The sequence below is a fragment of the Micromonospora sp. RTGN7 genome (genome assembly GCF_033804645.1).
Taxonomy (GTDB): Bacteria; Actinomycetota; Actinomycetes; order Mycobacteriales; family Micromonosporaceae; genus Micromonospora.
Window position 1 is genome coordinate 274,527 of sequence record NZ_JAPZLF010000007.1, and the last position, 18,620, is coordinate 293,146.

General features: G+C 70.2%; 22 protein-coding genes and 1 other RNA gene. 18 read left to right on the forward strand and 5 right to left on the reverse strand.

What is annotated here, in order from left to right; genetic code table 11:
* The first annotated feature begins 111 nt into the window (after nt 1–111).
* The 7 genes from SNR22_RS13290 to mctP all read left to right on the forward strand — a co-directional run bounded on the left by SNR22_RS13290 (nt 112) and on the right by mctP (nt 7,210).
* Entirely contained in the window at nt 112–1,341 is a 1,230-nt protein-coding gene (locus tag SNR22_RS13290; protein ID WP_320066832.1) for a helix-turn-helix domain-containing protein, read from the forward strand.
* Nucleotides 1,338–1,940: a flavoprotein gene (locus SNR22_RS13295; protein WP_320066833.1), complete on the forward strand. Its 603-nt coding sequence runs from the start codon at nt 1,338–1,340 to the stop codon at nt 1,938–1,940. Before SNR22_RS13290 ends, SNR22_RS13295 begins: the two co-directional genes overlap by 4 nt.
* 101 nt (nt 1,941–2,041) lie before the next feature.
* On the forward strand, nt 2,042–3,034 hold the full coding sequence (locus SNR22_RS13300; RefSeq protein WP_320066834.1) for a Nif3-like dinuclear metal center hexameric protein: 993 nt from the start codon (nt 2,042–2,044) through the stop codon (nt 3,032–3,034).
* A complete protein-coding gene (locus SNR22_RS13305) occupies nt 3,031–3,768 on the forward strand; it encodes a zinc ribbon domain-containing protein (RefSeq protein WP_320066835.1) in 738 nt (245 codons plus the stop codon). Before SNR22_RS13300 ends, SNR22_RS13305 begins: the two co-directional genes overlap by 4 nt.
* Before the next feature lie 5 nt (nt 3,769–3,773).
* On the forward strand, nt 3,774–5,039 hold the full coding sequence (locus tag SNR22_RS13310; protein WP_320066836.1) for a bifunctional RNase H/acid phosphatase: 1,266 nt from the start codon (nt 3,774–3,776) through the stop codon (nt 5,037–5,039).
* Between the two features lie 273 nt (nt 5,040–5,312).
* Nucleotides 5,313–5,555: a DUF3311 domain-containing protein gene (locus SNR22_RS13315; RefSeq protein ID WP_320066837.1), complete on the forward strand. Its 243-nt coding sequence runs from the start codon at nt 5,313–5,315 to the stop codon at nt 5,553–5,555.
* Nucleotides 5,555–7,210, forward strand: a complete 1,656-nt coding sequence (gene mctP, locus SNR22_RS13320; RefSeq protein WP_320066838.1) for a monocarboxylate uptake permease MctP — start codon at nt 5,555–5,557, stop codon at nt 7,208–7,210. Before SNR22_RS13315 ends, mctP begins: the two co-directional genes overlap by 1 nt.
* Before the next feature lie 101 nt (nt 7,211–7,311).
* Here mctP and SNR22_RS13325 read toward each other — a convergent pair whose 3' ends face one another.
* The gene (locus SNR22_RS13325) at nt 7,312–8,073 is read right to left on the reverse strand and encodes a sulfite exporter TauE/SafE family protein (protein ID WP_320066839.1); all 762 of its coding nucleotides are present in this window, start codon (nt 8,071–8,073) and stop codon (nt 7,312–7,314) included.
* Nucleotides 8,074–8,384: 311 nt separating this feature from the next.
* Between SNR22_RS13325 and rnpB the strand changes: the two genes are divergently transcribed.
* From rnpB to SNR22_RS13365, 8 genes are all read left to right on the forward strand, one after another.
* Nucleotides 8,385–8,801, forward strand: an RNA gene (gene rnpB, locus SNR22_RS13330) — RNase P RNA component class A.
* A 139-nt stretch (nt 8,802–8,940) separates the two neighbouring features.
* Entirely contained in the window at nt 8,941–9,351 is a 411-nt protein-coding gene (locus SNR22_RS13335) for a hypothetical protein (protein WP_320066840.1), read from the forward strand.
* Between the two features lie 235 nt (nt 9,352–9,586).
* Nucleotides 9,587–10,372, forward strand: coding sequence for a maleylpyruvate isomerase N-terminal domain-containing protein (locus tag SNR22_RS13340; protein ID WP_320066841.1), 786 nt, complete (start codon nt 9,587–9,589; stop codon nt 10,370–10,372).
* Nucleotides 10,373–10,782: 410 nt separating this feature from the next.
* Nucleotides 10,783–11,229: an N-terminal phage integrase SAM-like domain-containing protein gene (locus tag SNR22_RS13345; protein ID WP_320066842.1), complete on the forward strand. Its 447-nt coding sequence runs from the start codon at nt 10,783–10,785 to the stop codon at nt 11,227–11,229.
* A 124-nt stretch (nt 11,230–11,353) separates the two neighbouring features.
* Nucleotides 11,354–12,226 (forward strand): DUF6892 domain-containing protein, encoded by an 873-nt coding sequence (locus SNR22_RS13350; protein WP_320066843.1) that lies wholly within the window; start codon nt 11,354–11,356, stop codon nt 12,224–12,226.
* A gap of 52 nt (nt 12,227–12,278) precedes the next feature.
* Complete coding sequence (locus SNR22_RS13355; protein ID WP_320066844.1) at nt 12,279–12,548, forward strand: hypothetical protein; 270 nt, start codon at nt 12,279–12,281, stop codon at nt 12,546–12,548.
* 58 nt (nt 12,549–12,606) lie between these two features.
* On the forward strand, nt 12,607–12,855 hold the full coding sequence (locus SNR22_RS13360) for a hypothetical protein (RefSeq protein ID WP_320066845.1): 249 nt from the start codon (nt 12,607–12,609) through the stop codon (nt 12,853–12,855).
* Nucleotides 12,856–13,025: 170 nt separating this feature from the next.
* Nucleotides 13,026–13,175 (forward strand): hypothetical protein, encoded by a 150-nt coding sequence (locus SNR22_RS13365; RefSeq protein WP_320066846.1) that lies wholly within the window; start codon nt 13,026–13,028, stop codon nt 13,173–13,175.
* A gap of 609 nt (nt 13,176–13,784) precedes the next feature.
* On the opposite strand, the gene SNR22_RS13370 is transcribed toward SNR22_RS13365, so the two are convergent.
* The 3 genes from SNR22_RS13370 to SNR22_RS13380 form a co-directional block, all read right to left on the reverse strand.
* Entirely contained in the window at nt 13,785–14,519 is a 735-nt protein-coding gene (locus SNR22_RS13370) for a maleylpyruvate isomerase family mycothiol-dependent enzyme (RefSeq protein ID WP_320066847.1), read from the reverse strand.
* Between the two features lie 87 nt (nt 14,520–14,606).
* Complete coding sequence (locus SNR22_RS13375; RefSeq protein ID WP_320066848.1) at nt 14,607–14,861, reverse strand: hypothetical protein; 255 nt, start codon at nt 14,859–14,861, stop codon at nt 14,607–14,609.
* A 127-nt stretch (nt 14,862–14,988) separates the two neighbouring features.
* Entirely contained in the window at nt 14,989–15,780 is a 792-nt protein-coding gene (locus SNR22_RS13380; RefSeq protein WP_320066849.1) for a GntR family transcriptional regulator, read from the reverse strand.
* Between the two features lie 223 nt (nt 15,781–16,003).
* Between SNR22_RS13380 and SNR22_RS13385 the strand changes: the two genes are divergently transcribed.
* Together SNR22_RS13385 and SNR22_RS13390 are read left to right on the forward strand one after the other, a co-directional pair.
* Nucleotides 16,004–16,147 (forward strand): hypothetical protein, encoded by a 144-nt coding sequence (locus tag SNR22_RS13385; RefSeq protein WP_320066850.1) that lies wholly within the window; start codon nt 16,004–16,006, stop codon nt 16,145–16,147.
* Nucleotides 16,144–17,418 carry a helix-turn-helix domain-containing protein gene (locus SNR22_RS13390; RefSeq protein ID WP_320066851.1) on the forward strand — a complete coding sequence of 425 codons (1,275 nt, stop codon included), beginning with the start codon at nt 16,144–16,146 and terminating at the stop codon, nt 17,416–17,418. The genes SNR22_RS13385 and SNR22_RS13390 overlap by 4 nt, the downstream gene beginning before the upstream one ends.
* Before the next feature lie 22 nt (nt 17,419–17,440).
* Here SNR22_RS13390 and SNR22_RS13395 read toward each other — a convergent pair whose 3' ends face one another.
* Complete coding sequence (locus SNR22_RS13395; protein WP_320066852.1) at nt 17,441–17,938, reverse strand: DinB family protein; 498 nt, start codon at nt 17,936–17,938, stop codon at nt 17,441–17,443.
* A 75-nt stretch (nt 17,939–18,013) separates the two neighbouring features.
* Here SNR22_RS13395 and SNR22_RS13400 point away from each other — a divergent pair, with 75 nt between their 5' ends.
* Nucleotides 18,014–18,604 (forward strand): DinB family protein, encoded by a 591-nt coding sequence (locus SNR22_RS13400; RefSeq protein WP_320066853.1) that lies wholly within the window; start codon nt 18,014–18,016, stop codon nt 18,602–18,604.
* The last annotated feature ends 16 nt before the right edge of the window (nt 18,605–18,620 follow it).

An 18,620-nucleotide genomic window follows, 5' to 3' on the forward strand; every position in this document is an offset into this window, starting at 1 on the left:
CCGACGTACCTGCTGTGCGACCAGCGAAAACCTGAAGACGAACGGACCACGGCTCCGTCCGCGCGGTCACCGCCGAGACCGACCGGCTCCGGCAAGGGGAGGAATGGGGAGATGGACGAATTACCCATCGGCCGGCGGGTGGCGTACTGGCGCGGGCGGCGCAAGATGTCCCAACAGGTCTTCGCCGACCGGCTCGGCAAGTCCAAGAGCTGGGTGGACAAGGTCGAGCGCGGGGTGCGCCGGCTGGACAAGTTCTCCGTCCTCTACGAAATCGCCGACATCCTCCAGATCGACGTGCAACTCCTGCTCGGCAAGGACCCGGAGCGGCGTACCGATGCGCTGAACTGCATCGACCAGGTCGAGATTCAGGAGATCCGGGCAGCCCTGGAGCGGTACGACTCGATGAGCGCCTACTTCGACGCGGCCCCGCTCCCGCCGCCGCTGGCGGACATGCGCAAGGCGGTCAACCACGCCTGGCTCACCTACCAGTACGGCCGCTACGGGATACTCATCCGGGCGCTGCCGAAGCTGCTGCGCGACGCCCAGGCGGCCGATGCGGGGCACGGCGGCGACCAGTCCCGGGAGGCGGCCCACCTGCTCGGCCAGGTGTACCAGATCGCCTCCTCGGTGCTGCGCAAGCTTGGCGAGTGCGACCTGGCCTGGCTGGCCGCCGACCGGTCGATGGCGGTCGCCCAGCGGGCCGACGACCCACTGCTGGCCGGGATCGCCACCACCCGGGTCTGCAACGCGATGGTCGCCATGGGCCGGTTCCGCCCCGCGCTCGAACTCAACGTCAACATCGCCAACCGGCTGGCCCCCGGCGGCCTCAACGACGCCAGCCCCGAGCGGCTCTCCGTCTACGGGATGTTGCTGCTGCAGGGCGCGATGGCCGCGGCCCGGCTCGGCGACCCCTCGACCGTCGACGACCTGATCAACGGAGCCGGGGAGGTGGCCGTCCTGCTCGGCGGCGACCACAACCACTACTGGACCTCCTTCGGCCCGACGAACGTCGAGCTGCACCGGGCCGCCGCCGCGGTGGAACTGGGCGACGGCGGGCGGGCGGTGGAGGTGCACCGCCGACGCATCGCCGAGCCCTCCTTCAACGCCCTGCTGCCCGAGCGCCGGGCCCACCACCTGCTCGACATCGCCCGGGGCATGGCCCAGATCGGCGACGTGGCCACCGCCGGGGAGATGCTGCTGCGCGGCGACCGGCTCGCGCCCTCGGAGATCCGCTGCCGCCCGATCGCCCATGAGGTGATGTCCGACGTCCTACGTCGCACACGGGGTGCGCCGCCTGCGCCGATTGCGGAGTTGGCTGAGCACATGGGAGTGGGAGTATGAGCGCGGCAGGGGTCGGCACGAACGGCCCGTACCGCAACAGCGAGCGCCACGGGGTGCTCCACGTCGTCGCCTGCGGGTCGCCGCTGGCCGGTCACGTCGGCCGACTCGTCGAGCTGGCCCAGCGAGAGGGCTGGGAGGTCTGCGTGATCACCACGCCGGACGGCGCGAAGTTCGTCGACCGGCCGGCGCTGGCCCGGCAGACCGGCCATCCGGTCCGCAGCCGCTACAAGAACCCGGGCGATCCGGACGTGCTGCCGCCGGCCGACGCGATGATCGTCTGCCCGGCCACGGTGAACACGGTCAACAAGTGGGCGGTCGGGATCACCGACACCCTCGCCCTCGGCCTGCTGGTCGAGGCGCAGGGCAGGGGCGTGCCGATCGTGGCGGTGCCGTTCACCAACGCCGCGATGGCCGTCCACCCGGCCTTCCGGGACAGCCTGACCCGCCTCGCCGCATGGGGGGTGCACGTGGTCTTCGGCGACCACGTCGTCCCGCTGCACCCACCCGGCACCGGCGAGCGAAACCTGCACGCGTTCCCCTGGGGCGCCGGCCTGGCCGCGCTCCGCGACCGGCGCTGCCCGGTCACCCCCGCCGCCTGACGAGAAGCAGGGGCCCCTTGTTGACGGATGCCGTTGTGCAAGGGGCCCCTTACAACGGCCGCGCCCCGGGCGTACCGGCCGCGCCGGTAGAGTGGCCCGCCGTGAGCACAACAGCGACACCGCCGACGGTGGCCGACGTGGTGGCGACGCTGGAGCGGCGCTACCCGCCGTCCTGGGCGGAGGAGTGGGACCGGGTCGGGCTGGTGCTCGGTGAGCCCACCGCCACGGTGCACCGGGTGGCCTGCGTCGTCGACGTCGTCCCCGAGACGGTCGCCGAGGCCCTCGCCGCCGGGGCGGACATGATCGTCGCCCACCATCCGCTGTTGCTGCGCGGTGTCTCCTCGGTCGCCCCGACGACGTACAAGGGGCGGATCGTCCACCAACTGATCAAGGCGGACGTGGCGCTGTACGTGGCGCACACCAATGCCGACGTGGCCGACCCCGGGGTCTCCGACGCCCTGGCGGCCTGCTTCGGGCTCACCGGGCTGCGCCCGCTGCACCCCCCGGCCCCGAACGCGCCGGCCGCCGGCGCGGGCCGGGGCATCGGCCGGATCGGCGAGCTGCCCCGCCCGATGACCCTCGCCGAGCTGACCCGGCACGCCGCCGCCGTGCTGCCTGCCACCGCCTGGGGCGTCCGCGCCGCTGGCGACCCCGAGCTGATGGTGCGTACCCTTGCGGTCAGCGGCGGCTCGGGGGACGGCTTCCTCGGCGCGGCGACCGCGGCCGGGGTCGACGCCTACCTCACCGCTGACCTGCGGCACCACCCCGCCGGCGAGCACCTCGCCGCAGGCGGCCCCGCACTGCTGGACGCCGCCCACTGGGCGACCGAACGACCCTGGCTGGACGATCTGGCCGCCGTACTGCGGGCCGAGCTGGGTGTCGAGACCACGGTTTCGGATCTGGACACCGACCCGTGGACGGTGCACGCCGCCGCGCTCCACTCCGACCGGGCACCCGCCACCGCCGCCGGCACCACTTCCGCCTCCGCCCCGGCACCCGCGCCCGCCTCCGGCACCGCGCCCGCCTCCGCCCCGGCACCCACCGCCGACCCCGACCCCGCACCCGCCGCGGACGACAAGGAGCCCCGACCGTGAAGGCTGACCCCAAGGTCCAGCGCCGCCTGCTCGACCTTCAGGCGATCGACACCGCCCTCGCCCAGCTCGCCCACCGCCGCCGGATCCTGCCCGAGCGGGCCGAGCTGGAGGCCCTGGCCCGGGAACTGTCCGCGCTGGAGGACGAGCGGGTCCGGGCCCAGGTGGCCGTCGACGACCTGGACCGGGACATCACCCGGCTGGAGAAGGACGTCGAGCAGGTCCGGGCCCGCAAGAGCAAGGACGAGGCCCGGCTGACCGCCGGCACCGGCCCGGCCCGTGAGCTGGAGGCGCTCCAGCACGAACTCGTCTCGCTCAACCGTCGGCAGAGCGACCTGGAGGACGCCGAGCTGGAGTTCATGGAGCAGCGGGAGACCGCCCAGGGCGTCCTCGACGACATCGAGCGGCGCGCGACCGAGGCACGCGAGCGACGCGCGGCGGCCGAGCAGCGCCGCGACGAGGCCCTCGCCACGATCGCCAAGGAGGAGGAGTTCAAACGGACCTCCCGCCAGCCCCTCGCCGGCGACCTGCCGGCCGACCTGGTCACCCTCTACGACAAGATCCGCGAGGACACCGGCCTCGGTGCGGCGCTGCTGACCGGCGCCCGCTGCGGCGGCTGCCGGCTGGAGCTCTACGGCGCCGACATGGCCCGCATCCGCAAGGCCGCGCCGGACGAAGTGGTCCGCTGCGAGGAGTGCCGCCGGATCATGGTCCGCACCAACGAGTCGGGGCTGTAGCCCCGATGGCGGTGCGCACGGTCGTCCTCGAGGCCGACGGTGGGTCCCGGGGCAACCCCGGTCCGGCCGGCTACGGCGCGGTGATCCGGGACCTGGCCAGCGGCGAGGTGCTGGCCGAGCGGTCCGAGGCGATCGGCACGGCGACCAACAACGTCGCCGAGTACCGGGGGTTGATCGCCGGCCTGGAGGCCGCCGCCGAACTGGGCGCGGCCGAGGTCGACGCCCGGATGGACTCCAAGCTGGTGGTCGAGCAGATGTGCGGCCGCTGGCAGATCAAGCACCCGGGCCTGCGCCCGCTCGCCGCGCAGGCGGCGGCCCTGGTCGGCCGGTTCGCCGCGGTGCGCTTCCAGTGGATCCCCCGGGAGCGCAACCGGCACGCCGACGCCCTCGCCAACGCCGCCATGGACGCCGCCGCCGGCAAGCCGCCCCGCGCCTCCGCCCCGCCCCGCGCCGTCGAGCCTTCTCGCGCCGCCGGACTTTCTCGTGCCGTCGAGCCTTCTCAGGGCGTCGAATCCCCGCGCGAGGTGGCCGCCCCGGACTCGCCCGCCCGGGCGCTGGCCCGCGAGGCCGCCGCCCGCGCCGCCACCCGGGGCGCCGGTTCCGACCCGGCCACCACCCCCGCGTCCTGGGAGTCGCGGCCCAGCGACACCGCCACCCGACTGATCCTGGTCCGGCACGGCGAGACCGAGTTCACCGCGCAGCGCCGCTACTCCGGCCGCGGCGACGTACCGCTCTCCGCGCGGGGCCGGACCCAGGCGCGGGCCACGGCCGCCCGGGTGGCCGCCCTCGCCCCGACCGTCGCGGCCGTCGTCAGCTCGCCCCTGGCCCGGTGTACGGCTACCGCACGGGCGATCGCCAGGGCCATCGGTGACGTCCCGGTGCGCACGGTGGACGACCTGATCGAGTGCGACTTCGGCGCATGGGAGGGGCACACCTTCGCCGAGGTGCGTGCCGGCTGGCCGGGGGAGTTGGACGCCTGGCTCGCCTCGACCCGGCTCGCCCCGCCCGACGGGGAGTCGTTCACCGAGGTCGCCGCCCGGGTGGCCCGGGCCACGGACGCGCTGCTCGAGGCGTACCCCGGGGAGACCGTGGTGGTGGTCACCCACGTCTCGCCGATCAAGCTGGTGCTGCGGGAGGCCCTCGCCGCCGAAGACGCGTTCCTGCACCGGCTCTACCTCGACGCGGCTGGCATCTCCGTGCTGGACCGCTGGCCCGACGGCGGCATCGCGGTCCGCTCGATCAACGACACCGCCCACCTGACCCCCCTCTAAACCCCACCCCACCGGGCGCAAATACACGGAAAGAGTGGCCATTCCTCGGCGAATGGCCACTCTTTCCGGGTATTTGCGGGGACACGGGGGGTGCGGGCGGGGTGCGGGGTGCGGGCGGGGGTGAGGAACGGGTGGGTGGAGGGGTGGGGCCGTTGGGCGCAGGTGGGGGGCCGCTTGGCGCATTGTCCGCCGCCGATGGGAGGTGATGGGCGGCACGGGGTCGTAACCTCCGGCCGTCACATGACGAGATGCGAATTCCCGGAGGTGTGTCGGATGGCTGCACCCGAACCGGAGACGCCCGGCTCGGCGTCGTCCAGGGCGAAGGACCACAGCCCCTGGAACTGGTTGTTGTTCATCCCGATCGTGGTGCCGCTGATCCCGGCGTTGTTCAACGCCGACGCGCCGCGTGTGCTTGGTTTCCCGCGCTTCTACTGGCTACAACTGGCCTACATCCTGCTCGGCGTGGCCACCACCACGCTGGTGTACCAGCTGACGAAGAAGCGGGGTGGCCGCTGATGTGGCGCGACCACCTCACCGAGATCATCGTCTTCTCGGCGCTGTTCCTGCTGGTCAGCGTCATGGGCTTCGTGGCCGCCCGGTGGCGCGCCCCGAAGGACATGGCCCACCTCGACGAGTGGGGACTGGGCGGGCGCAGCTTCGGCGGCTGGATCACCTGGTTCCTCGTCGGCGGCGACCTCTACACCGCGTACACCTTTGTGGCGGTGCCGGCGCTGATGTTCGGTGCCGGCGCGATGGGCTTCTTCGCCGTGCCGTACACGATCATTATCTACCCGCTGGTCTTCCTGGTGCTCTGCCGGCTCTGGTCGGTCTCGCACCGGCACGGCTTCGTCACCCCGGCTGACTTCGTCCGCAGTCGATTCGACTCGCCGGTGCTGGCGCTGATCGTGGCGATCACCGGCATCGTGGCCACCATGCCGTACATCGCGTTGCAGCTCGTCGGCATCGAGGCGGTACTCAAGACGATGGGGGTGACCGGCGACAACGCGGTGGCCCGACACCTGCCGATCATCATCGCGTTCGCGATCCTGGCCGCGTACACGTACCAGTCGGGGCTGCGTGCGCCGGCGCTGATCGCCTTCGTCAAGGACGCCCTGATCTACATCGTGATCCTGGTGGCGGTGATCTGGCTGCCGCAGAAGCTGGGCGGCTGGGGCAGCATCTTCGACGCCGCCGAGGCCAAGTTCGCGGCGTCGCCGAACCCGAACGACGGCATCCTGCTCAACGCCAACAACCAGCTCCAGTACATCACCCTGGCGTTCGGTTCGGCGCTGGCGCTGTTCCTGTACCCGCACAGCATCACCGGTGTGCTGGCCAGCCGGAACCGGGACGTGATCAAGCGGAACATGTCGGCGCTGCCGGCGTACAGCCTGGTGTTGGGGTTGATCGCGCTGCTCGGCTTCATGGCGATCGCGGCCGGGGTGAAGCCGCTGCCGGGGTCGACGGCCGGCAGTTCCGATGTGAACACCATCGTGCCGGTGCTCTTCGACCAGCAGTTCCCGGACTGGTTCGCCGGGGTCGCGTACGCGGCCATCGGCATCGGGGCGCTGGTGCCGGCGGCGATCATGTCGATCGCGGCGGCGAACCTGTTCACCCGCAACATCTACAAGGAGTACCTGAAGCGGGACGCCACCCCGGCGCAGGAGGCGAACGTCTCGAAGATCACCTCGCTGGTGGTGAAGGTCGGCGCGGTGGCCTGCATCGTCTTCCTCGACCCGCAGTTCTCCATCGACCTTCAGCTCATCGGCGGCGTGATCATCCTCCAGACGCTGCCGGCGGTGGCCCTGGGCCTCTACACCCGCTGGTTCCACCGGGGCGCCCTGATCGCCGGCTGGGCGGCCGGCATGGGCCTGGGCATGTGGATGCTCTACCAGATCGGTAACCCGGCCACCGGCAAGAAGCACTTCGCCGGCTCCGCGTTCCCGCTGAGCGAGTTCGGCTTCGACACCACGAAGACGATCTACGTCGGCATCGTGGCCGTGCTGGCGAATCTGGTCGTCGCCGCGCTGGTCACCCTGGCCCTGCGGGCCGGGAAGGTGGCCGACGGCACCGACGGCACCACCCCCGGCGACTACTTCGCCGACGAGGGCGACCCGCGCGTCACCCCCGGCCCCCGCCGGGGCACCGACGCCACCCCGGAACCGGTCGCCTGACGGCGAGTAAGGAAGGGCACCTTGTTAACGCATTCTGTTGTATAAGGTGCCCTTCCTAACAACTCGCACCCCGGCGCACCCCGGGGCGGCGGGGGGGCGGTTCAGCGCAGCGCGCGCCAGAGCAGGTACAGCCCGATGGCGGTGCCGAACACCACGATCAGCGCCTTCAACACCACCGGCGGGAGCCGGCGGGCCAGCCGGGCGCCCGCGTACCCGCCGACCAGGGTTGCCGGGGCGACCACCGCGACGGCCGCCCAGTTCACCGGCCCGAACAGCGCGAACACCACCAGCGTGGTCAGCCCGACCACGCCCGAGAGTAGATTCTTGACCGCCGACACCCGGGCCAGCGTCGCGTCCAGCACCAGGGCCAGGCCGGCCACCAACATCACCCCCAGCGCCGCGCCGAAGTAGCCGCCGTACACCGCGCCGACCGCGACCATGGCCTGCACCGTGACGGTACGACGGCGCGGCGCCAGGTCGGCCGGGTGCCCGACGAGACGGCGTAGCGGACCCTGGAACGCGAGCACCGCGGTGGCCCCCAGCACCAGGAACGGCACCACCAGCTCGAATGCCCGCGCCGGGGTGGCCAGCAGCAGCAGGCACCCGACGATCGTGCCCGCGACCGTGGTGGGCAGCAGCAGCCACAGCGACCGCCCGCGCGGCAGGTCTGCCCGGCTGCCCGCCACGCTGGCCAGGTACCCGGGGAAGACCGAGACCGAGTTGCTGACGTTCGCCGGCACCGGCGGGAGCCCGATCGCGATCAGGGCCGGGAAGGTGATCAGCGAGCCGCCCCCGGCCACCGCGTTCACCGTGCCCGCGGCGAGACCGGCGGTGACCAGGAGCGCGGCGTGGGGGAGATCCATGAACCCCGAGGCTAGTACGCCCCGGAAGGATCCGCGCCACCGCAGACTCACCCTTTGCCCGTCCAGACAACCGCTTCGGTACGCGACGGAGCCGCGCAGCTCACCCTGCCGGTGGGGACGCAGGTCAGCCTGAGGGCGCTCGACCGGGCCGGCCGGGTAGTCGGCTCCGGTCGGCACGTGCCGCCTACCCCGGCCGGCGTACGCGGCGCTGGGCGTCGTGACGATCGGCATCCGCTGAGAGGCGTCACCCCTCTCATAGGGTGGGGCAATAGACGCGGATGCCACGTCGTTAGGATGGGAAGTGCGACGGACGAGTCGACCGGGCGGTCGCGTTGACGGGCTTCGGCCTGTCGCCGAGGAACGTCCGGACTCCACAGGGCAGGGTGGTTGTTAACGGCAACCCGGGGCGACCCGCGGGACAGTGCCACAGAAAACAGACCGCCGACCCTTAACGGGGACGGTAAGGGTGAAACGGTGGGGTAAGAGCCCACCAGCATCCCGGGTGACCGGGATGGCTAGGTAAACCCCACCCGGAGCAAGGCCAAAATGGGTCGTCATCGCAAGATGGCGACCCAGCGCAGACGCTTGAGGGCTGCCCGCCCGAGTCTGCGGGTAGGCCGCACGAGCCTGCCGGCGACGGCAGGCCTAGATGGATGGCCGCCGCTGGCGCGCACCCCGCGAGGGGTACGCGCCGGGCACAAAATCCGGCGTACAGGTCGACTCGTCCGTCGCCCACCAGCTCAGAGACCTGGTCAACGCTCTGAGCTGGTTCTATGAGCCTTTTTCAGGCTGTCCCGGGCGAACGCTCTGGTGGGAACGGTCCAGAAGGCAGTAGCTCGGGGGCGTGGTGAAGGCCATCATGTCGGGGTGAAGCAGTACCGGAGCCTCGATGACCCGCTCAACGGCGCTGATGTCGTAGTCGTCGGTCTGTTCTCGGCCAAGGAAAGGGATTACGAGGTCCGGCTCGACGAGCTTGCCGCCGTAGTCGAGGCGCGTGGTGGTCGGGTGGTGGGTCGATACGTTCAACGCCGGGGTGTCTCCGACCGGTGGAAGGAACGTCCCGGTGGGGCCGCCCGGATGTCGCGGTCCTTCTCTCGCCGGACGCTGCTGACACACGGCAAGGTCCGGGAGATCGCCGATGCCTGCCGACAGGGGGACGTCGATGCCGCGATCTTCGTGAACGCCCTGACACCCGTTCAGCGGGCAGTCTTGGCCGGCATCCTGGACTGTGTCGTATTCAGCGGCGACGACCTCGCTGTCCACGGCGGGACCGGGTAGCGGCAGACCGCCGGGGTGCTGGTCGGGGCTGGTGGCTGCGGGGAGACGGCGGGCACGTCCTTCCGGTGGAACTGGTGCCGCGACCCGGTGGCAAGCCGATCCCGGGGTTGGACTGGCGCGGTAGCCGGAAGCCCCAGCCACGCGATCAGGCCGACATGTATCAGTGCCGGGGCGGCCCCCGCGTGGGCTGCGAAATTCGCTGTCCGGTCGTCGGAGCACAGTGGTAGAAAGCCGGATGCACAGGACTCTCACGTTCTCTGATCATCTGCGGCTGATCAACGAACGGTCGGCCGCCTTCCGCGCTGCGCTCGCCGCAGCACCCAGCCTCGGCCTGCAGGTGCCGACCCATCCCGAACGGACGCTGTTCGATCTCGTGCAGCAAGCGGGCATGGGCCGCCGCAAATCAGCCGCTATCGTCGCCGCAGGGCCGGCAGACGCGCCCCCGGCGAAGTCAGCTTGGGACGACGGCATGGGTGCGCCTCGCGAACGCGAGGCACTGCTGGCCTGGTGGACCGAATCCATCGAGCAACTGACGAGCGCGCTGCGTGAAGCCGGTCCGGATCGCAGTTGTTGGACGTGGTGGGATGACTCGCCGTCACCGCAAACCTCTGGTGCTTGGGCGCGGCGACAGGTCCCCGAGATCGCGGTGTACACCTACGATGCCCAGCTCACGGTGGGTGCCCCGCAGCCGCTGTCGGAGGAGGTCGCCCTCGACGGTTTTGATGACTGCCAGTTCACCCTCTGCGCAACCACGGTCGCCTGGCCACACGACCCTGCCATCGTCGATTACCACGCCACCGAGGGCCACTCCTGGCGCCTTCGGCTTTCCCACGACGGGGCACAGGTCGCCCGCTTCACGCCCGCTGCCGGCGAGGACACCGAAACGGCCGATGCCTCCGCCCGGGGTACGGCAAGCGACCTGGTCCTGTTCTTCTACGGCCGCATACCGCTGGATTCGCTGAAGTTCGAAGGCGCCCGTCGTATCTTCGATCAGCTCGCCGCCTGGGACCCGTCCGTGTGACAACCGACGACATGCAATCGCCGTACCTGCGACGCCTGACGGCCTGGCGGCGGCCTGCAGCGGCCTTCGCGAGGTTCCGCCCCTGGTCAAAGGGGTGCGGGTCGGTCGGCACCTGCTGTACGAGCCGGAAGCGGTCCGGTCGTGGTTCCGTGAGCAGGCGGCGGCGGCCTGATGGCACATGTAAATGATCGTTGGTACAACGTCCTCCGGCATCCTGGCGGCCGTACGGAGCGGGTGAAGTCCGAGCGGTTCGGTAAGGGCCTGCGGTACCGCGTCCGCGACATCGGACCGGATGGCCGGGAGCGTAGCCAGTCGTTTCCTGATCGGGCCAAGCGGGACGCTGAGGCATTCCTTGTCTCGAGCGAGACGGACAAGCTCCGGGCTCCTACCTCGGCCCGGTCGCCGGCCGGATGGCCTTCGCCGAGTACGCCGAAACCTGGCTACGGACGCGCTCGTTCGACGAGTCGACCCGGGAGAGCACGGAGTTCCGGGTACGGAAGCACCTGCTGCCGTTCTTCGGCTCTCGGCAACTGGCATCGATCAAGCCGGGCCACATCCGGGAGTGGGACGCCGGGATGGTCGGCAGGCTGGCTCCGGCAACCCGGGCCGTCGTCTTCGCGCACCTGCGGACCATCCTCGGCGCGGCGGTCGACGACGGACGGATTGCCAAGAACCCCTGTTCGGCAACGTCGGTCACGCCGCCGCGACCGGTTCAGCGCCGGGTAGTGCCGTGGCGGTACGACCAGGTTTCGGCAATCCGCGGTGGCCTCGCCCAGCGGTATCGCGCGATGGTCGACCTGGCTGCCGGCTGCCGGCTGCGGGTTGCGGCAGGGGGAGATTCTTGGCCTTGGCGTTGACGCCATCGACTTCGACGCGGGCTGGGTCCATGTCTCGCGTCAGGTCAAGCTCGTCCGTTCCCGGCTCGTCTGAGGCACGCGCCTCCGGCGGGAGGCAGCCCAAACGGTCAGGTAGGTTGCCTGCGTGGATCCCTGCCTGCACTTGGCACTGCTTGAGGCCGACTATCTCAACGACGCGGTCGCCAAGATCCGCGAACGTCCGGTCGAGGAGCTCAAAGCCCGGTATGCCGAGGTGCTCGCGTTGGAAGTCCTGGCGGACGCAGATCAGGCGTCCTGGACCGACGAGGCGGATCTGTGGGACGCGCTGCCGGACGGCGCCGACGGCACGATCCGGTCGCTGACCGGCATCGAGGGCTTTCCTGGCCTGCGCACCCTGAACCTGCTCGAGTCCGAGGTCAGTGATCTCGGACCGCTCACCGCGTTGCCTGCGCTGGAGCTGCTGTGGGTCGGTGTGCCGCCGGACGCGGACCTGACCCCGCTGCTGGCCTGCGATCAGCTCAAGCGGGTGCACATCGGCTGTGCGGCCGTGCTGCACCCAGCGGGCCACAAGGTGCTCGCGGCGCTGGCCGCGCGCGGAGTCCAGGTGGACAACTTCCTGCCAGACCCGGTCAAGGCGGCGGCACCATTCAGTGATCCAATCCTGAAACTGGCAGTGCTCGATAGATTGATGGGCTCGGTCGAGCTGCCGCCGATGTACTTCTTCGACGAATTCGAGTTCGACGAAGGCAACCTGGCCCGGCTGATGACGGTCGTGATACCCCAGGCGGCGCTCGACACCGTCGAATCCCTCAGCTGGCTCGGGGGTGGGCACCTCACGGCGCACATGGTGTGGCAGCAGTGGGACGGCGAGTCCGACGAGTTCCGCATTCGATCGCTGGCAGGCGTAGAGGCGCTGCGCAACCTGCGCGAGCTGAAAATCACCCCGCTCGCCGTACTGCCCGAGCACCAGATCGCGCAGCTGCGAGCGCGTGGCGTCACGGTCAGCGAGGCGGACTGAAGCAGCGAGGCGGGCAGCGCCGGGCGTTGCCCTAAAGGCGCACGGTGTCACCGTGATCGACAAAGCGGTGGCGGGCGCGAACGCACTGACGCGTCGGTGGGTGGACACGCTCGGCTCCGAAGCCTCGGTTGCGGTGTCCGGGGCCGGGGTGTGGCCACTGCTTGCCTATCTGGCCCCGGCCGCCGACGGTCCAGGCCGCGACGAGTTGACGGCGACGACGGGGGTGTCAACCGACGACGCTGCGTCCACAGCGGCGGCACTGGTCGGGCTGCTGCGATCGACGCCCGGCCTGCGGGCCGCGCCCGCCTGGAGCTGGATTTGAAAGCCCGCTGGCGAGACAGCCTGCCGGCCGGCGCCGTCGGGGTGCTCTACGACCAGGCATGAGTGACCTCCCGTTGGGCGTCGGCGCGGCAGCACAAGACCTGACCGCGTCGTTCACCGTGGAAGGGTTCGAGGCGGTCGTGGCGACCGCGATCGGGATCCAGTACACCGGCGCGCCACCGTCGAAGCGCTCACTGCAGGTGCGGCTGCTGCTGGACCGGCCATTCGCGTTCGTGGCCAGGCACCGCCACTCCGGACTTGCGCTCATCGCCGGGTGGGTCGCGCAACCAGGGGCAGCGTCCGCTTAGCACGACGCGTTACGACGCGTCGCCGACCAGGGATGGCCGCACGTGATCCTCGACGGGAAGCTGTTCGACACCGACCGACTGGCCGAGACGACCACCAGCGTGAAAGGCAGACGATCGACGCCTGGCACTCCGGCAAACACCGCGACTTCGGCGCGAACGTCCAGGCCGTCATGCGCCCGGACGGGCTACCGATCTGGACCTCGGACGCGATGCCCGGACACCTGCACGACCTGACCTGCGCCCAACACCTGAACATCACGGGAGCCTTGTACTGGGCGGCCTCCGAACTGCGGTTACCGACCCTGGCCGACTCCGGCTAGGACGGCGCTGGCCTGGGCATCCACACCCCGTACAAGCAGCCCACCGACGGCAGGCGCCTCGCGATCGACCACCGCGTCTACAACAGCACACTTCGCTCGATGCGATGCCTCGGAGAACGCGGCTTCGCGATCCTGCTCGGCCTATGGCGAACGCTACGACACACCACCGCCAGCCCTCGCCGAACCGGCGACATCGTCCGCGCCGCCCTCCACCTCACCCACTTCGAATACGGGTGGCTACCGGAATCTTGTTGAGATCACCTCAATCGCCGGCCGCGCGCACCGAAGCTGCCCGACCATGCCTGGATCAACCAGCCGACCCAACAGGAACAAACCGTCTCAGTTTGACTTGACAACTACCGTGCTGCTTCTTGAGGATCTACGCGGCTCGTTCGTACTCGTTGATAAGCCCGTCGAGGATCGGTGTTCGCCGTATCCGGCGCTGCTTGGCAAGGTCGATGACGGTGGCCGGTGGGCGTAGCGGTGACAGGTTCAGGGCCCGGTGCGGCCGTGCCTGGTTAACGGCACATGGGAACTAGAGAGCCCCTACAGGCCTCCACGCTACGAGGAGGGCACAACAGCGGCTTACCGCCTGACCGGCTTCCTGACTCAGGTCTCCTCGCGGAGCCGGATCTGAAGCTCGGCGATCGTGGAGGCGTCACCCGTCACGCGTATGGGGGCCGAGTCGAGCGGATGCCGTCCCCAAAGAGCGAGCAGTAGATCCTCCGGCTCGCCTTCGAGGCACGCGTCAATCACTGGAGTACCAGCCGGACGCTGCACATCGCGTTCTCGAAGCGAGACGTACCATGACTGACCACCAGAACGCAATTCCACTGTCCGATGGGGACAGCCTTGCCGAGGCGGCCGATCGGTGGAGTGTGTAAGGAATCCGAGAAGCTCGGCTATGCCATCAGTCGCCAAACCCGGATCCAGCGGGGTTTTCCGACCGCAGGCGAGTTCAACGTCGACGCGGTGGATCACCGTCTCGTGAGCCATCCGTCGGTACCAGAATCCAACGGACTGATCCGGCGGAAACCAGGTGTATGACATGTCATTCGGATTACGAGATGAGAGCAGCGTGAACAAAGCATCACGTTCATCGAGATATCGCGCCAGCACCTCTGAGACGGTCTCCGGCACCGGAGACCGCTCCCCGTCGACGGGATCTCTACCCAACTCCATACAGAGGATCTTATGTTCGTAGACCTCGGCTAGGTGTCGGACGACGCCGAGTACGTTCCAGCCCGGACAAGTCGGGACCCGACGATCCGGGAAATCGGCCGCGAGAGCAGCGAGGCGTTCGCTGTCGATACGCAGATGACGAAGGTAAGATTCGTACTTCATGAAATACTCATTCTGCTCGCGCCAAATCTGAGCTAACCTTCTCGGCAAACGGACCCGGTAGGCCGACTAGCAGTCGGCAGAGACTCATTAGTAGGAGGACGTCAAAGTTGGCCCCCGCCCCACGCGTTGACGTACCAGGCCGAGGGCCTGCCCGCTGCCAAGGTGGTCGTCCATGCGCCGCAGGCTGGCCGTCACGGCGTCGAAGTGGTCGACGACGCCCCCGGAGATCGGCCGGCCGGTGGCCGAGGCGACGCTCTGCGGCGGCTGGGTGATCAGCCATTCATGGGCCGGCGAGGTCAGTGCGGAACCGAGCAGAGCGAGGAACATCCGTCGCTGCATCATGTTCTCAGGTTCGTTCACCACCACGGCGGCCTGCAAGGCTCCGGCCGGGGACCAGGGCAGTTCCAGGCCGACCTTGGTTCACTCCAATTTCAACCACACGGGGCTCCGGTCCTGCCCTGCCTGACTGTCAGGGCACGTCGGTCGCGTCGGGTGGTGACCACGGGTCGACGGGCATCTCGTAGACGAGCCGGTAACGGTCACCGGGGAACACGATGTCGGCGGCCTCCACCGGGGTCTGCCCGGCATAGTAGGTGCGCTCCACCGCGATCACCCACCTGCCGCCGCGTCGGTCGAGTTCGAGGGCGTCGGCCTCTTCCGGCATTGCCGGTCGGGTGGTGACCTCTTCCACGAATCGGTCGATGGCGACGCCGATGGAGTCCATGCGGGCGACGACGCCGATGATCGGCCCTTGCTCGGGGTGCTCGACCGGCGTGCCGCCGGTGATGGCCAAGGGCTCGTACGAGTGGGCGAGCTGGATCGGGGCCCCGTCGGCCAGGTAGCGGTACCTGGTGTGCATGACCAGGTCGCCGGGCTGGATTCTGAGCCGTTCGGCGGTGCGGGGCGTTGCGGCGACCTTCTTGCTCTCCGACTCCCAGCTCGGTTGCTTGCCTGCGGCTTCACTGTCCCGGGCGAACGGTGACGTGCTGCCGATGCGCCTGCGCAGGTCGCGGGAGTGGGCGCGGCGCACGAGCTGGGTTCGGTCTCGTACGTAGTTGCCGGAGCCGCGCCGGCCCTCGATGAGTCCTTCGCTGCGGAGCAGCGTGAGGGCGTGCTTGACGATCGTGGTCGAGAAACCCCAGCTCTCCTGGAGGTCCTTCTCTGTGGGCAGCTTGTCGCCGGGGGCCAGTTCGCCAGAGAGGATCCGCCAGCGCAGGTCGTCTACGACGCGCTGGTAGTTGGGCGGTTCCTTGTCGGGCATGGACAACCCCTTCGAGTGGAAGCACCTGCTTGCTTCAAGTCGACCATGGCACCCGAGGGACAGCAAACGAGGCGAGTCTTCATGACCGATAAGTAAGCGCAATCACTCTCTTTACTTCTCTCAAGCTAGTGCGCTAACTTGCTCTGGCGGGGCGACAGCCCTTTCCACTAAGAGCCGAGACGGGGTAGTCCCCGCCTCGCCTTGCCAGAAGGTGAAAGTCATCGTGATCGACGAAGTCGTACCACTCGTGTTCGGGGGTCTGGTCCCCGGGTTCCTGCTCGGGCTCCTGGCCTTCCGGGTCAAGTCGCGGTGGTGTCCGCGCTGCGGCGCGTCCACCGAGGCCATGCACCACCTGGGGGAGCGGTGACCGGGCGCAACCAGCGCGGCGGCGCGGAACTGCCGGTCGGGCGGCGGATCGCGCGGCTGCGGGCACGGCGCGGCATGACCCAGCAGATCTTCGCCAGCCGGGTCGGCAGGTCGAAGAGCTGGGTGGACAAGGTCGAACGTGGCCTACGCACCCTCGACCGACTCTCCGTCATCGAGACGGTGGCCGGGGTGCTCGGCGTCACCCCGGAAGTGCTGTTGGGCAAGGGAACCCGACGCGGGGAGCCGGCCGCCGCCGTACCCGAGGCCATCGCCCGGATGCGGGCGGCGCTGGCCTCCTACCACGTTGCGGAGCCCGGCGATCCCGACTGGCGACCGCCGCCGCCCCTCGGCGAGATCGAGCGTCAGGTGGCGTACGCCTGGACGGCGTACCGGCACGCCGACCACCACCAGGTGTTGCGGATGCTGCCGGACCTGCTCGGCGACGCCCGGCGGGCCGGCGAGGCGGGTGGTGCGCCCGGCGCGGCGGGCGCCGCCGAGTTGCTGGTCGGTGCCTACCGGCTCGCCGCGCAGCTTCTCGTCAAGCTCGGCGAACCCAGTTTGGCCTGGCTCGCCGCCGACCGGGCGATGGCCGCCGCCGCAGGCGATCCCCGCCGCGCGGCCCTCGCAGCGGTCCCCCTCGCGCAGGCGCTGCGCGCCCTCGGCCAGAGCCGGCTGGCGATGACCGCCGCCACCGTCGCCGCGCGCCGACTGAGCCCGCCACCCACCGTCGATCATCCGCCGCGCCACCGTGCCCTCGCCGGCACGCTGCTGGTCGAGGCCGCCCTCGCCGCTGCCACCTACCGCGACCACGCCGCCGCCCGCGACCTCCTCGCCCACGCCACCCGCCTCGCCGAAGCCCCGGCCACCGGGCCCGCCGAGCCCCAGGCGGCCCGGCCCGCCGAGGCCCACGACACCGACGACATCGGGTACGGCCCGCTCGTGGTCGAGCTGGCCCGCGCCCTGGTCACCGCCGAACTGGGCGACGCCCCTCAGGCCATCACCATCCACACGCGCGCCACCGGCCAGGACGACTGGCAGCGGCTCCCCGCCGAGCAGCGGGCGGCCCACCTGATCGGCATGGCCCGCGTACACCTCGATGCCGCCGACCCCCGCGCCGCCGGCCGCGCCCTGCTGACCGCCGACCGGATCGCCCCCGCCGAAACCCGGCTCCGCCCCGCCGCCCGTACGGTGCTGACCGCCGTGTTCCGCGACGGCCCCGCCGCCGCCGACGTGGCCCGCCTTGCCGCCACCCTCGGCCTGACCCGAGGGTGACCCCGTGCGGACCGTCCGGGCGCTATTCGTTGACGAGCTGCTCTCGCAGAATGTCGGCGTGCCCGCAGTGCTGGGCGAGCTCGCGCAGGACGTGGAAATAGACCCACCGCAGCGGAAGTGGGCCCCGCCGATTCCCACGCAGGAGGTCATCCAGATCCAGGGATGACACCGCGCGGCGTGATGCCTCGCAGGCTTCGCGGTGTGCGTGCTGGACGCTGGCGATCGTGTCGTCGTCATCGAGGATGAACGACTCATCTGGCGTCGCGGGGATGCCGATCTCCGCGCGCGGCCGGCACGTGATGGCTTCGTCGAACCAGACCCTCTCGACGAAGGTCGCGTGCTTCACCAGACCCAGCAGCGTGGTCTGGGAGGCCACCAACGACCGGCGTGCCTGCTCCTCCGTGAGGCCGTCCAAGCAGCCGTTGAGCGCGCTGCGGTGCTCCTCGATGAACACCTCGAGCTGGACCCGGGCCGGCTGGTCGATGGCCTGCTCGGCGGAGGCGGGCGGGTAGGAAGACATGGGTGGAGCATTCCAGACCGTCGCCAAGAGGAAACCGGCACACACCGGCGCGAGCGGATGAGGAAGGCTGGCGCGATGACCGACCTGGACGAGGCGAAGGCTGTGCTGCACTACCACCTGCGAAAGACTCGCGAGGGTCTGTTCTGGAAGCTCGACGGGCTGAGCGAACGCGAAGCCAGACTGCCCCGCACCCCGACCGGCAACAATTTTCTGGGCATCGTCAAGCACTGCCTCAACGTCGAGGCCGGTTACTTCGGGCCCACCTTCGGGCGGGAGTTCCCGACGCCTGCGGAACTGGTCCCGTTGACGGCGTTTGACGAGGACCCGCAGGCGGACTTCTACGCCTACGAGGACGAGACGAAGGACGGGCTGCTCGACCTGTACCGCCGGGTCGGGGCGTTCGCGGACCAGACGATCGAAGAGTTGCCCCTCGACGCGCCGGGGCGGGTGTCGTGGTGGCGGCCGGGCGCACAGGACGTGACGCTGCAACAGATCATCGCCCACGTGACCTGCGACCTGGCCCGGCACGCCGGGCACGCCGACATCCTGCGAGAGCAGCACGACGCGGCGATCGGCCTGCGCCGGGAAAGCACCGGCATCCCCGACGGCTACGACTGGCCCGCGTACGTCACCAGGCTGACGAAGCTCGCCGACCGCTTCGAATAGCCGCACCGCCTCGAAT

Bases quoted from the DNA above. Each gene is read 5' to 3' on its own strand.
- SNR22_RS13290 (WP_320066832.1), top strand. From the start codon at position 112: ATGGACGAATTACCCATCGGCCGGCGGGTGGCGTACTGGCGCGGGCGG.
- SNR22_RS13295 (WP_320066833.1), top strand. From the start codon at position 1,338: ATGAGCGCGGCAGGGGTCGGCACGAACGGCCCGTACCGCAACAGCGAG.
- SNR22_RS13310 (WP_320066836.1), top strand. From the start codon at position 3,774: ATGGCGGTGCGCACGGTCGTCCTCGAGGCCGACGGTGGGTCCCGGGGC.
- SNR22_RS13315 (WP_320066837.1), top strand. From the start codon at position 5,313: ATGGCTGCACCCGAACCGGAGACGCCCGGCTCGGCGTCGTCCAGGGCG.
- mctP (WP_320066838.1), top strand. From the start codon at position 5,555: ATGTGGCGCGACCACCTCACCGAGATCATCGTCTTCTCGGCGCTGTTC.
- SNR22_RS13325 (WP_320066839.1), bottom strand. From the start codon at position 8,073: ATGGATCTCCCCCACGCCGCGCTCCTGGTCACCGCCGGTCTCGCCGCG.
- SNR22_RS13340 (WP_320066841.1), top strand. From the start codon at position 9,587: ATGCACAGGACTCTCACGTTCTCTGATCATCTGCGGCTGATCAACGAA.
- SNR22_RS13345 (WP_320066842.1), top strand. From the start codon at position 10,783: ATGGCCTTCGCCGAGTACGCCGAAACCTGGCTACGGACGCGCTCGTTC.
- SNR22_RS13360 (WP_320066845.1), top strand. From the start codon at position 12,607: ATGAGTGACCTCCCGTTGGGCGTCGGCGCGGCAGCACAAGACCTGACC.
- SNR22_RS13365 (WP_320066846.1), top strand. From the start codon at position 13,026: ATGCGCCCGGACGGGCTACCGATCTGGACCTCGGACGCGATGCCCGGA.
- SNR22_RS13370 (WP_320066847.1), bottom strand. From the start codon at position 14,519: ATGAAGTACGAATCTTACCTTCGTCATCTGCGTATCGACAGCGAACGC.
- SNR22_RS13375 (WP_320066848.1), bottom strand. From the start codon at position 14,861: ATGATGCAGCGACGGATGTTCCTCGCTCTGCTCGGTTCCGCACTGACC.
- SNR22_RS13380 (WP_320066849.1), bottom strand. From the start codon at position 15,780: ATGCCCGACAAGGAACCGCCCAACTACCAGCGCGTCGTAGACGACCTG.
- SNR22_RS13395 (WP_320066852.1), bottom strand. From the start codon at position 17,938: ATGTCTTCCTACCCGCCCGCCTCCGCCGAGCAGGCCATCGACCAGCCG.
- SNR22_RS13400 (WP_320066853.1), top strand. From the start codon at position 18,014: ATGACCGACCTGGACGAGGCGAAGGCTGTGCTGCACTACCACCTGCGA.